The sequence below is a fragment of the Allorhizobium sonneratiae genome, from assembly GCF_023700755.1.
In the GTDB taxonomy this organism is placed as follows: Bacteria; Pseudomonadota; Alphaproteobacteria; order Rhizobiales; family Rhizobiaceae; genus Allorhizobium; species Allorhizobium sonneratiae.
The window spans coordinates 154,748-167,471 of the sequence record NZ_JAMKOJ010000009.1; the positions used below are offsets into that span (position 1 = coordinate 154,748).

The window sequence follows — 12,724 nt, forward strand, 5'->3', positions numbered from 1 at the left end:
TCACCTACCAGGTTGCGCCGGGATAGGCGCGCTGAAGGAACTGTAGCTCGGATAGGATGAAGCCAAGATGCTCGGTATGGACACCGCGACGTCCGCCCTTGTGCATGTAGCCGTCCGCCGGCTTGCGCAAGGTGCCCTCGCTCAGGGCCTCTTCCACAATCTCATCCCATCCGGCCTTCAGGCTCTGCGGGGCCGGAATGGTCCCTGCCTCCACGAGTTCGGCGTCCACCGCATCGCTTGCGAACATTTCGCCGGTATAGGGCCAGAGATCGTCGAGCGCATCCTGCATCCGGCGATGGCTTTCCTGCGTGCCGTCACCGAGCCGGATGATGAGATCACGGCTGCGGTCGAGATGGTAGGACACTTCCTTGAAGGACTTTTCGGCGATCTCGGCAATCCTTCGGTCTGACGAGTTGCGCAGTGCCTTCAGCATGAGATAATTCCAGGCATCGAAGAGGAACTGCCGCATCAGCGTCTTGCCGAAATCGCCGTTTGGCCGCTCGACCAGGAGGATGTTGCGGAATTCATAGCCGTCGCGCAGATAGGCGAGATTGTCCGCCGAGCGCCCCTTGCCCTCTACTTCGCCCGCAAGACCGAGCCAGAGTTGCGTCTGGCCGATCAGATCAAGCGCCGTGTTGGAGAGCGCAATATCTTCTTCCAGCGCCGGCGAATGACCGCACCATTCGGAAACCCGATGGCCAAGGATCAGCGTATTGTCGCCCATGCGCAGCAGGAATTCGAGGAGGGACGCCTGCCGGGTTGACGATTCGAGTGCCGCCGTCGCCATCACATATGCCCCACTTCATCCGGAATTTCGAAGAAAGTCGGGTGCCGGTAGACCTTGGAATTGGACGGCTCGAACAGCGCGCCCTTTTCAGAGGGTGAACTGGCGACGATATCAGCCGATTTCACCACCCAGATGCTGATCCCTTCGTTGCGACGCGTATAAACGTCGCGGGCATTGTTGATCGCCATTTCCGCGTCGGGTGCATGAAGGCTGCCGACATGGCGATGGTTGAGGCCGTGCTGGCCCCGAATGAAGACTTCCCAAAGTGGCCATTCGCTGGACATTTTCTCTCTCCCCGGACTTATTCGGCAGCAATTTTCGAGGCGGCGCGGCGTGCGGCAACCTTTTCGCTATGGGCCATGAGGCCGTCGCGGAACCAGGCGCCCTCTTCCCAGGCGCGCTTGCGCGCATTCAGGCGTTCGGCGTTGCAGGGGCCCTTGCCGGCGATGACGTTGAAAAACTCTTCCCAGTCCGGCTCACCGAAGTCATAGCCGCCCTTTGCCTCGTTCCACTTGAGGTCGGGGTCAGGGATCGTCAGGCCCAGATATTCGGCCTGCGGCACGGTCTGGTCGACGAATTTCTGGCGCAGCTCGTCATTGGAATTCTGCTTGATCTTCCAGGCCATGGACTGGGCGGAATGAATGGAAGCGTCGTCCGACGGGCCGAACATCATGAGCGAGGGCCACCACCAGCGGTTCAGAGCGTCCTGAACCATGGCCTTCTGCGCCGGCGTCCCCTTCACCATCTTCATCAGGACATCGAAACCCTGCCGCTGATGGAAGCTCTCTTCCTTGCAGATGCGGATCATGGCCCGCGAATAGGGGCCGTAGGAACAGCGCTGCAACGGCACCTGGTTCATGATGGCGGCGCCATCAACCAGCCAGCCGATCGCACCGATATCCGCCCATGTCAGCGTCGGATAGTTGAAGATCGAGGAATACTTGGCCTTGCCGGAATGCAGCTGTTCATACATTTCGTCACGGCTGACGCCCAGCGTTTCGGCGGCACAATAAAGGTAGAGGCCGTGGCCTGCCTCGTCCTGCACCTTGGCCAGCAGGATCGCCTTGCGCTCCAGCGTCGGCGCGCGGGTGATCCAGTTGCCTTCGGGCAATTGACCGACGATTTCGGAATGGGCGTGCTGGCTGATCTGGCGGACCAGCGTCTTGCGGTAGCCTTCCGGCATCCACTCCTTCGGCTCGATCTTCTGGCCTGCATCGACGCGCTCCTGAAAGGCGCGTTCGCGAGGATCCATTTCATCGAGAGACCGGACGCGCGCTGCGTCCGTCGTCACCATTTGTGCATACATGCTCTTGCCTCCTGCCTGACGTGTCACACGCGTTCGAGAATGAGGGCGATGCCCTGGCCGACACCGATGCACATGGTGCAAAGGGCATAGCGCCCGCCCTGTCGATGAAGCTGATAGGTCGCCGTCGTCACCAGCCGTGCGCCGCTCATGCCGAGCGGATGACCGATTGCGATCGCGCCACCATTGGGGTTCACATGCGGCGCATCATCCGGCAGGCCGAGATCGCGCAGAACGGCGAGACCTTGCGAGGCGAAGGCTTCGTTGAGTTCGATCACGTCCATCTGGCCGATGGTGAGACCGGTCCGCTCCAGCACGCGGCGCGCCGCCGGGGCAGGCCCGATGCCCATGATGCGCGGCTCAACGCCAGCGGCCGCCATGGCCACGATGCGTGCCTTCGGGGTCAGCCCGTGCGCCTTTGCGGACACCTCGCTGGCCACCAGCAAAGCAGCCGCACCATCGTTGACGCCCGAGGCGTTACCGGCTGTCACGGTAAGGTCTGGGCCGTTGACGCCCTTCAACTTCGCAAGCTGCGCCACGCCCGTCTCGGGACGTGGATGTTCGTCGCGATCGACGACCAGCGGATCACCCTTCTTTTGCGGGACGTGGACCGGAACGATCTCATCGGCGAAGACACCGGCCGCATGGGCGGCTGCCCAGCGCGCCTGGCTACGGGCGGCAAAAGCGTCCTGATCCTCGCGGCTGATGCCGAAATCGGCAGCGACGTTATCGGCGGTTTCCGGCATGGAATCGATGCCGAACATCTTCTTCATTTTCGGGTTGACAAAGCGCCAGCCGATCGTCGTGTCATAGACCGCATTGGCGCGGGAAAAGGCGCTTTCGGCCTTCGGCATGACGAAGGGCGCACGGCTCATGCTCTCGACGCCGCCTGCGATCACAAAGTCGCAATCGCCAGCGCGGATGGCGCGCGCCGCCATGCCAACGGCATCCATGCCCGAGCCGCAAAGCCTGTTGACAGTCGTGGCCGGCACCGAAACGGGAAGCCCGGACAGCAGGGCCGCCATGCGGCCGACATTGCGATTGTCTTCGCCAGCCTGGTTCGCGCAGCCATAGATCAGGTCATCGACCTTGGACCAATCGGCATTGGGGTTTCGCGCGATCAGACCCGCAAGCGGAACGGCAGCAAGATCGTCCGCCCGGACCGTGGACAAAGCCCCACCATAACGGCCGATCGGCGTCCTGACAGCATCGCACACAAAAGCTTCCGGCATGAAAATCCTCCTGGGGGTGGCGTTCTTCCTCATTCGCCAACCGATCGGTCAATGTATAGCAGCGAAACATCACACATGGAAGACATTTTTTTATATTTGTGTGATGTTTTGAACAGGCGCCGCTCCGGGCGTCGCTTTTCAGCTTGGTCATACTGACGTCCGGCTTGCGTTTTCAGGTCGATGGGCGTTCAAGGATCGCTGCTCCACGGATGAAAGAGGTGATTTCTTGACGGTTATGGAAGACAAGGCGGGCTTTCGCGCATCTCTTCTCGATGGTCTGACGCTGACGGCGCCAGCCATGATCGTCACCATCTACGGCGACATCGTCGTTCCGCGCGGTGACGTCCTTTGGATGGGAAGCCTTATCGGGATATGCGCGCAGTTCGGGATTACCGAGACGCAGGTTCGCACCGCCGTCTCACGTCTCGTCAATGCGGGCCGCCTTGTCGGTATTCGCGACGGGCGTCGCAGTTACTATCAGCTGGCGGACTCAGCCCGAGACGAGTTTGACCTCGCAGCGCGCCTGCTGTTTGAACCCATCCCGCCAGCGGATGGCTGGACGATCCTCCATGCCCGGGAAACCGCCCCCGAAACGCTGCGACGTGCGCATTTTGCGGCCCTCGGCAACGGCGTCTTCATCAGGCCGAACCACGCCCATCTGGGAGCGGTTCCGCCAGGGATCGTTTTTAGCGCGGCCCTGTCAGAGGGCGCGACAGACATGCTGGAGCTTGCCCATTCCCTCTGGCCGCTCGCCGACTATGCGGCGGAGTACCTGTCCTTTATCGACCGCTTCTCGCCTTTGATCGAGGCGCTGCGCCGCGGCGACTACCCAGCCGGCCAGGACGCGGTCTTCATGCGCCTGCTGCTCGTCCATCTCTACCGCCATGTGCTGTTGGCGGACCCCATGCTGCCGGCGGAGGTCCTGCCGTGCGAATGGCCGGGAACGGAGGCCCGAGAACTTTTCGCAAGCGCCTACCTTGCGCTCTCCGAACAAACCGATACCGAGATCGGACGTCTGTTCGAGGGCCGCAATGCGCCGCTGCCCACCGTGACGGAAGCAACGGCGCGCCGACTTCAGGGCGTTCGAGTCATGGCGGGACTGCCGATACAGACCTGATATGCGGCGGGCAATCGACCCAGGCCGCTCATAGCATCGCGCGACCCTTGCCTCATGCGTGGCAGCAGGACCCGCCATGGGACTTTCCGCCTTCGCCGGGCTCACGATTGTCCCTGCTGTGTGCGTTCTTCTCGGCTGGAAGGTCCATCGAGACATTGCTGGCGAAGAATCCATTCGGCTTCAGCGTGAAGCCGGCATATTCCACGGGCATGATCGGGAAGTCCTCCGGTTTACAAACATGCGTATGACCGAAAGAGTGCCAGAGCACGACATCGGCATTTTCGATATTGCGGTTCTGCTGAACATATTTTGGAAGACCGTCGCCGCCCGCGTGCACGTTCGGATAGTCGCCGGAGGCATATTTTTCCTTCGGGTCATAGGCCGTCACCCAGATATGCTTTCTGGCGAAGCCGCCGCGCTGGGCAACCGTCGCCCCCTCCTGAGCCAGCATGAGCGGGCTCGGCATCACGACCATCTTGTAACCGGGCGCCTTGCCGACGGAGTTCTTCACATTGGGGTTCTGCACCTTCCAGTAACGGCCGGTCTCGCCATTGGCGATGGCCGGACTATCGAGTTCCCGCTTCAGCATGCGGGTTCGCGTGTCGAAGACGTTGCCGTAGGGATTGTTCTCGCCCCAGGGACGCGGAACGAACTCGTGCTCGCTGACGGTATTGCCGCCGCCATCGACATCCATGTGAAGGCGCGCATTGAAGAAGTGCTGGTGCGTCGGGCCGCCCAGATTGTCATCCACCATGCCGCCCCATTCATAGGTTTCGCCAGAGGCAACCGCCGCCGTCTGGATGATGCCGGTCAGCTTGGCTTCGAGCTGGATCGTGCCGTCCTGATAGAGATACCAGTAGAAGCCGTAATCGTAATTGCCCACCGTGGCGAAGAAGGAAATGACCAGCCGGCGCGAGCGGCGCACTTCGAAGATGCCGTTGCGGAATTCGTAATGCTTCCAGAGGATGCCGTAATCCTCTTCATGCATGCAGATCGCGTTTTTCATGACCATGGGCTGGCCGAAATCATCCGCCGACGGCACGTCGAAATAGTGGATATGGCCCAGGCAGTCGCAGCCAAGTTCAAGGCAGTTTGCGAGCCGACCGAGGCCATACTCGCCTGCATCGAAGGCGCTCTTCCAATAGTGGTTGGCGGTCGGATCGGCGTAGGGCACGACCATTTCCGTCACCGATGCGCGAAAGATGACCGGGCGGACCTTGCCGCCATCCTTGATGCCCAGTTCGTGCAGGACCAGGCCTTCGCGCGGCGTGAAGCCGACGCGGAAGCTCCAGTTCTGCCACTCGACCTTCCAGCCATCGACCTTAAAGCTGGGGCCTTCCGGCTGGACGATATCAAGCGGCTTGATGTCCTTGCGCGTTTCCGGGAAGGCCTCCTGCCCGTAATTACGCTTCTTGCGCGGCACCGGAATCACCTTCTCGTCATCGACGAGATCCACGACCGCCTGTTTTACGAGATCGACAACGGCAACGACGCCTTCTATCGGATGGGCATAGCCGTTATCGCGGATGTCTTCACGCCAATAGGAAACCGCACGGACAATGCGCTGCCCCTTTTCGAATTCATGTCCGAAATAACCGGAAGAAAACGGATCGATCTGGACCAGCGGAATGTCTTCATCGGTAATGCCGCGCTTCTTGACGGCGGCAATCCAGCGCGGATCGGCCTTGACGATCCCTTCAACGGTTTCAAACTCGCAGAGCATGACCGGAGGCTGACCATAGGGGGTCGTTTCGAGCGGCAGCCGCACATGCTCCGTGACTGTGCCACTGGACAGATCGATGATCGACTCGTGCGTCTCGCCGGTCGAGATATCCAAGGAAAGGATGAAGGCGCGGCGCGGCAATGGTGCGCCTTCGCGGAAGGCGGCAAGGGCCGCCTTGTCGGGCTCTTCGAGCCGGATGATCGGAAACCGAACGGTGTCGGCCAGCGACTTGTCGGTCTTGAGAATGGAGACTGCGGTGGCGATCTCTTCGAGGCTCAGGAGATCGAGCGGATATGTGTGTTTGACGGTCGCGTCCATGGAAATATCTCTTTTGGCTGGACATAGAGAGGGACGGCAATCGTCCCTCTCTATGTCATGGTTGTCTCAATGGGAAATCCGGCTGGAGCAGATGTCGCCGGCAAAGGCCATCTGATCGCCGTGGATGCAGTAGAGCCAGCAGAAGGCATGGGCCTCGGCGGCAGCGAAGAGAGCCATCGCGACCACGGCTGCATAGGCGGCCTGCGTGAGCCGGCCCGACGGGTTCAGTTCGAGAAGCACGCTCATTCTTCAAACACCTTTCCAAGAGCTGCATAACGTTCCGGGCTGGACCGCTTGATCGAAAGCGCGAAGACCACCCCGCCGAGACCCGCGATCACCACGAGATAGGGAAGCGAGCTCACGACGATATTCGACGTTCCTGCCAGGAGATCGAGATTGGAGATCACGAGGATAAGCGCACCGATCAGTCCAAGGCCGGACAGAACAGGCGCAATTTTTATGGTCCAGACGCCATGCCCCTTGCTGTCTTTCTGGAAGAACATGATCACGGCAATGCAGACCAGCACCTGCACGGAGATGATGCCGATGACAGCCAGCGCCGACATATAGGAGAAGACCACCGCATAGGGGTCCTGCTGGGCCAGAATGAAGGCGAGGAGAATGACGCCAGCCGAAGCAGACTGCAAAATGCCGGCGACATAAGGCGAACCATGCACGACATGAACCTTGCCGAGCACGCTAAAGGCAAGCCCCTCGCGGCCCAATGCGAAGAAGTAGCGATTGAGCGTGTTATGGAAGGACAGGATGCAGGCGAACAGGCTCGTGATCAGCAGAATATTCATGACGTCGGCAGACCAGGCGCCGATGACCTTGGAGGAGGCGTCGAAATAGAAGGTCTGCAAGGCCGCATTGGCAGCCGCCTGAACATGCGACGGACCGTAATATTGCGCGATCGCCCAGGTCGAGAAAGCGTAGAACGAGGCGATCAGCAGAACCGAGATATAGGTGGCGCGCGGAATGGTGATTTCCGGTCGATGGGCTTCCTCGCTGAAAATCGCGGTCGCCTCGAAGCCGATGAACGACCCCACGACAAAGACCAGCGCCACGCCCAGCCCCGGTGCGAAAACCGTTGCCGGCGCGAAGGACGACGCTGTCATTCCTTCCGGTCCGCCGCCGCTAAAGACAATGCCGAGATCAAGCAGCAGCAGGATGGCGATTTCCGCCAGCATGCAGATGCCCAGAATGGTTCCCGAGAAGGCAATGTTGCGCTGTCCGCAGAAATGCACGATCAGCAGGAAGGCGAAGGACCAGACCCACCAGGGTGCATTGAGCCCGAGATTGGCAAAGGCACTCTGGGAGAAGACGCCGATCAGGCCGTAGATCGCGACCTGAACCGCAGTGTAGGTCAGGAGCGCCATGAACGCGCCGGCAACACCTGCGGGCTTGCCGATCCCGTGCGTGATGTAGGAGTAGAAGGCGCCCGCCCCGCCGATATGGCGGCTCATGGCGGTGAAGCCGACGGAAAAGACGAGATACAGCAACCCGGCGAGCACAAAGGCACCGGGAACGCCGTCGCCATTGCCGAATGCGAAGGCCGGCGGTGTGGCGCCGACCACAGCCGTCAGCGGCGCTGCCGCCGCAACGACGAAGAACACGATATGGGCTATGCCAACAGAATTCTTGGCCAGCCTGGCAGTAGACGCAGTTGTACTGTCAGCGATTGTCATGTTGGACCCCTTTTATTTTTTGCGCATTTTCAAAAAGGCTAAGCTTGACATCGGTCAAAGAAAATTGCTTTCTGCGCAAGAAATTCGATAAATTGCGCCACTCAAACGCAGCGTGGGCCGAGATCGATGGCGAGCGAAGAGAACGATCTGTCGGGCGCAGCAACGATCAGAGCCTCCGTGCTCATTCCCATCATCGATCGGCTTGAGAAGACGGGCATGCGGACAGAGCCCCTGCTGGCGCGCCACGGTATCGCTCGCGGCCAGATCTCAGACCCCTACGCCATGGTTCCAATCTCGCGATACATCGGGTTCTTTGAGGAGGCAGCGAAAACGAGCGGCTCGCCCCTGCTGGGCGCATTGATGGGCACCGGCATCACGCCCGGTGATCTCGGCCCGACAGGCGTGCTGTTTTCGATTTCACCCAATATCAGGGAGGCCATTCATCGCCTGACGCGCTATGTGTCGGCGATCCAGGGCGCAACCTCCACGGGCTTGCAGGAGTTCGACGGGGATTACGTCTGGAGCTACCAGATTTCATCTCCCTCGCTTTGGCCGAGGCGGCAGGACAGCGAGTTTACCCTGTCGGTGTGCTGCCAGCTCATCCGGCTGTGCTTCTCGCGACACTGGCGTCCGCTGGAGGTGCAGTTCGAACATCCGGAGCCGCCTGACACGGCAGGGCTTACCAAGATCTTTCGTGCCCCGCTGAAATTCGGCCAGTCCAGCAACCGCCTTGTCATTTCGAGGACAGACGCGCAGAAAATATACCGCTCGGAAGACCCGGCACTGGTCGCCGTTCTGGAGCATCACATTACAGAGCTTGCGGCACTCAGCAGCGCGCCGCAGTCTCTGCCGGAGCGGGTGCGCGCCCTGATCGGAGCCAATCTCGGCTACAGGAAAATCCGGATCGCCGACGTCGCCAAGGATCTGGGCCTGGCACCGAGAACATTGCAGCGCCGGCTGATGCTGGAGGGCACCTCGCTGCGGGAGATCGTGGAGGATTATCGCCGCGAGCTTGCCGAGAAGCAGGTCCGGGCCAGGCTCAGCAAGAGGAAGATCGCTGACACACTCGGATACGCGGATTCGACCGTGTTCTGGAGAGCGCGGCGGCGGTGGCACGAGAAGGACGGCTGAAGTACGTCCCGCCTCGGCCGATCATGTTCCGTTTCGCGAGGAACCTGCAATATCGCGTGACGGTCAGGTCCAATCGGCTGTCGGCTTTGTCCAAGACGCGCATCCGGGGTCGGACCTATCACAGGTCCTGCTGTTGACGCGTCTGAAGCGAAGCCCCCGGGCCTGAGCTGATGTGTCGGGGCATTGGTGGGAGGAATATCTGGAAACCCGATGTGAGGAGCGCTCCGGTTTCTGACACAGACTCTCCTCCCCGTTGAAAAGCACCAGGGAGGAACCTATGACGGAACAGACTTCGTACGACTATATCATCTGCGGTGCCGGCTCGGCAGGATGTGTGCTGGCCAATCGTTTGTCGGAAGACGGATCATCCGTTCTCCTGCTCGAGGCTGGCGGTCCCGACGATCACGATGCCATCCACACGCCCATGCGCATTCTCGAACTGTTCATGTCGGAACACGACTGGGCCTATATGACCGCCCCGCAAAAACACGCCAAGGGCCGGTCTCTCTATTGGCCGCGCGGCAAGACGCTGGGCGGGTCTTCGGCCACAAATGGGATGATTTACGTCCGCGGTTCTGCCAGCGACTACGATCACTGGGCACAGGAACTCGGCTGCACCGGCTGGGACTACAAATCCGTCCTCCCCTATTTCAAGAAATCGGAAGACTTCGATCGCGGGGAAAGCGAATTCCACGGAAAGGGAGGACCGCTCCATGTGACCTCCGATTTCGAACCCCATCCGCTGCACAAGGCCATGCTCAATGCGGCTGTCGAGGCCGGTCATCCCTATAACGACGACACGAATGGTGCCTCGCCACTCGGCGTCGCCTATGTCGACCTCACCGTGAAGGACGGCAAGCGGCACTCCACGGCGCAGGCCTATCTCGCGCCGGTCAGGGCGCGGCCAAACCTGATGGTAAAGACGGGTGCCTGGGTGTTGAAGATCGTGATCGAGGACGGGCGCGCGGTTGGCGTCGAGTACGGCACGAAGGACGGTTCCGGCACCGTAAAGGCCAACCGTGAGGTTCTTGTGAGCCTTGGCACGCTGGAATCTCCCCGTCTCCTCATGCTCTCGGGAATCGGGCCGAAAGCGCATCTGGAAGAGTTCGGCATAGAGGTCAAGCGGGATCTCCCCGGTGTCGGTCAGAACCTGCACGACCACAACCTGCTGCCGGTCATTTATGAGGCGGCAAAGGAGATCCCGGCGACGACAGACATGGGGCTTACGCCGCTGCATGTCCATCTCTTCGCCAAGACGGATCCCGCGCTGCCAGGTCCCGACATGCAGCCGCTGTTCTTCAATCTCCCCTATTATACGCCCGAAATGGAGCAGCCGACCGGAAATGCCTTCACGCTGGCCGCTGCGGGCGTTCGTCCGACGTCACGCGGCGAAATCAGGCTGACCAGCGCCGATCCCCGCGCGCCGCTGCATCTCGATCCGAATGTGCTGGCGACCGATTACGACGTGCAGACGCTCGTGACGTCGATCAAGCAAGTCCGCGAGATCGCCAGACAGCCGGCGCTGGCTGAATGGAAAGGCCGCGAAATTTATCCGGGCGAGGACAAACAGTCAGACGCGGAACTGGTGGATTATGCGCGCCAGGCCGTGTCCTCGTACCATCACCAATGCGGCACCTGCAAAATGGGCATCGACGACATGGCGGTGGTGGATCCGACCCTCAAGGTGCGTGGCATCAGCGGCCTGCGCGTCGTCGACGCCTCCATCTTCCCCTTCGTCATGGCTGGGAACACCAACGCGCCGACGATCATGGTCGCGGAAAAGGCCGCCGACCTGATCAGGCAGGATGCGCGGGAATAGGACGAAGATAGAAAGGTCGCAGGCAGGGGACCGCAAACTCCCTGCCTGCGACGCACGTGACTGAATCAGGGTTCGTCTCCAGATCGAACACCTCGATCCTGACCTCAGACGAAGACAACCTGAATGTCGGTATATTCCGCCAGACCCTCTTCGGAGAACTCGACCCCGATGCCGGATGCCTTGACGCCGCCGAAGGGTGCATTGGGCTGAATGGCGCCATGCTTGTTGATCCAGACCGAGCCGCATTCCAGCCGTGCCGCAACCGAACGCGCCTTCGCCTTGTCCGACGACCAGACGGAGCCGCCGAGTCCGTTCGGGCTGTCATTGGCCATACGGATCGCTTCGTCCAGGTCGGAGTAGCGAATGATCGGCAGGACCGGGCCGAACTGTTCCTCGTCCACAAGCGCGTCACCGTTACGCAGGCCAGAGACGAGCGTCGGCGGGAAGAACAGTCCCTCGCCGGGCTTGCCGCCCAGAAGAACCTTTCCTTTGCCCTTGGCATCCGCCACCAGCCGGGACACCTTGTCGAACTGCATCCGGTTCTGGATGGGACCGAGCATGCTTGCCTCATCCAGACCGTTGCCGACCGGAATATTCTTCGCATAGGCCACGAGTGCATCGCAGACAGCATCGTGGATGCTGTCGTGGACGTAGAGGCGCTTCATGGCGGCGCAGGTCTGGCCATTGTTGAGAAACGCGCCCCAGAACAGGCCTTCGGCGATCTTTTCGGGATCGGCATCGGGAAGCACGATGCCGGCATCGTTGCCGCCAAGCTCCAGTGTCAGACGCTTCATCGTTTCGGCAGCCGACTGCATGACCTTCTGACCGGTCGCGCAGGACCCGGTAAAGACGATCTTGCGGATATCGGGATGCGCAGACATGGCACCGCCGAGATTGACGTTCTGGTCGTCACCCGTCACCACATTGACCACGCCAGCCGGAAGGACCCGGTTCATGATCTCGATGAGGCGCAGCGTGGAGAGCGGCGTGTAGGGCGATGGCTTGATGACAACGGTATTGCCAGTGCGCAGCGCCGGCATGATATGCCAGATGGCGATCATCACCGGAAAATTCCACGGCGTGATCGAGCCGACGACACCGAGGGGCTTGCGATGCAACTCCACCCTGCCCTGCTCATTGTCCTGCAGGATCTTCTTCGGCATCGACAGCCCGGACGTGTAGCCGGCCCATGCGACGGCACCCCCCATTTCCCATCGCGAGCCCAGCCCGTTCAGCGGCTTGCCCTGTTCGAGCGTGATGAGTTCGGCAAGCTCTGCCGAATGCGCCCCGATCTCGGCCGTGACAGCCGCACAGGCGGCCTGGAGAGCCGCGTCGCTCTGTGACGACCACGACGCAAACGCGGCCTTCGCAGCAGAGACGGCCACATCCAGTTCCGCCGAACTCATGTTGGGCGCACGTCCAATTTCTTCACCTGTCGCGGGGTTGAAAACCGGAAAATCCGAGCCAACCCGCAGAGGCTTGCCGTTAACGATCGCTGCATAGTGCTTCATGACACTCTTCCTTCGACTGGATTTCATCTCTCTCCCCTCAGTCTCGATGCACCTGTTACAACGGGTCTTCTCAAACCGGTCTCAGCCGAACTCGG

Annotated in this window: 11 protein-coding genes; 3 read left to right on the forward strand and 8 right to left on the reverse strand. The window is 60.8% G+C overall.

The genetic code is table 11. The annotated features are described in order from the left end of the window. Positions 1–4: 4 nt before the first annotated feature. The 4 genes from paaC to pcaF are packed head-to-tail and all read right to left on the reverse strand — an operon-like array spanning position 5 to position 3,322. On the reverse strand, positions 5–787 hold the full coding sequence (paaC, locus tag NAC44_RS16555; RefSeq protein ID WP_250942577.1) for a 1,2-phenylacetyl-CoA epoxidase subunit PaaC: 783 nt from the start codon (positions 785–787) through the stop codon (positions 5–7). Then, a complete protein-coding gene (gene paaB, locus NAC44_RS16560; protein WP_250942579.1) occupies positions 787–1,071 on the reverse strand; it encodes a 1,2-phenylacetyl-CoA epoxidase subunit PaaB in 285 nt (94 codons plus the stop codon). Before paaB ends, paaC begins: the two co-directional genes overlap by 1 nt. A gap of 17 nt (positions 1,072–1,088) precedes the next feature. Then, complete coding sequence (paaA, locus tag NAC44_RS16565) at positions 1,089–2,093, reverse strand: 1,2-phenylacetyl-CoA epoxidase subunit PaaA (RefSeq protein ID WP_250942580.1); 1,005 nt, start codon at positions 2,091–2,093, stop codon at positions 1,089–1,091. Between the two features lie 23 nt (positions 2,094–2,116). Then, entirely contained in the window at positions 2,117–3,322 is a 1,206-nt protein-coding gene (gene pcaF, locus NAC44_RS16570) for a 3-oxoadipyl-CoA thiolase (RefSeq protein WP_250942581.1), read from the reverse strand. Between the two features lie 235 nt (positions 3,323–3,557). Between pcaF and NAC44_RS16575 the strand changes: the two genes are divergently transcribed. Next, complete coding sequence (locus NAC44_RS16575) at positions 3,558–4,439, forward strand: PaaX family transcriptional regulator C-terminal domain-containing protein (RefSeq protein ID WP_250942660.1); 882 nt, start codon at positions 3,558–3,560, stop codon at positions 4,437–4,439. A gap of 52 nt (positions 4,440–4,491) precedes the next feature. Here NAC44_RS16575 and NAC44_RS16580 read toward each other — a convergent pair whose 3' ends face one another. From NAC44_RS16580 to NAC44_RS16590, 3 genes are all read right to left on the reverse strand, one after another. Beyond that, the gene (locus NAC44_RS16580) at positions 4,492–6,480 is read right to left on the reverse strand and encodes a primary-amine oxidase (protein WP_250942582.1); all 1,989 of its coding nucleotides are present in this window, start codon (positions 6,478–6,480) and stop codon (positions 4,492–4,494) included. A 66-nt stretch (positions 6,481–6,546) separates the two neighbouring features. After that, positions 6,547–6,726 (reverse strand): hypothetical protein, encoded by a 180-nt coding sequence (locus tag NAC44_RS16585; protein WP_250942583.1) that lies wholly within the window; start codon positions 6,724–6,726, stop codon positions 6,547–6,549. Beyond that, a complete protein-coding gene (locus tag NAC44_RS16590) occupies positions 6,723–8,168 on the reverse strand; it encodes an APC family permease (RefSeq protein WP_250942584.1) in 1,446 nt (481 codons plus the stop codon). Before NAC44_RS16590 ends, NAC44_RS16585 begins: the two co-directional genes overlap by 4 nt. Before the next feature lie 126 nt (positions 8,169–8,294). Here NAC44_RS16590 and NAC44_RS16595 point away from each other — a divergent pair, with 126 nt between their 5' ends. Next, complete coding sequence (locus tag NAC44_RS16595; protein ID WP_250942585.1) at positions 8,295–9,299, forward strand: AraC family transcriptional regulator; 1,005 nt, start codon at positions 8,295–8,297, stop codon at positions 9,297–9,299. 277 nt (positions 9,300–9,576) lie between these two features. Continuing rightward, positions 9,577–11,118 (forward strand): GMC family oxidoreductase, encoded by a 1,542-nt coding sequence (locus NAC44_RS16600; protein WP_250942586.1) that lies wholly within the window; start codon positions 9,577–9,579, stop codon positions 11,116–11,118. Between the two features lie 104 nt (positions 11,119–11,222). Here the strand turns inward: NAC44_RS16600 and NAC44_RS16605 are convergent, their stop codons facing one another. After that, complete coding sequence (locus tag NAC44_RS16605) at positions 11,223–12,629, reverse strand: aldehyde dehydrogenase family protein (RefSeq protein ID WP_250942587.1); 1,407 nt, start codon at positions 12,627–12,629, stop codon at positions 11,223–11,225. Between the last annotated feature and the right edge of the window lie 95 nt (positions 12,630–12,724).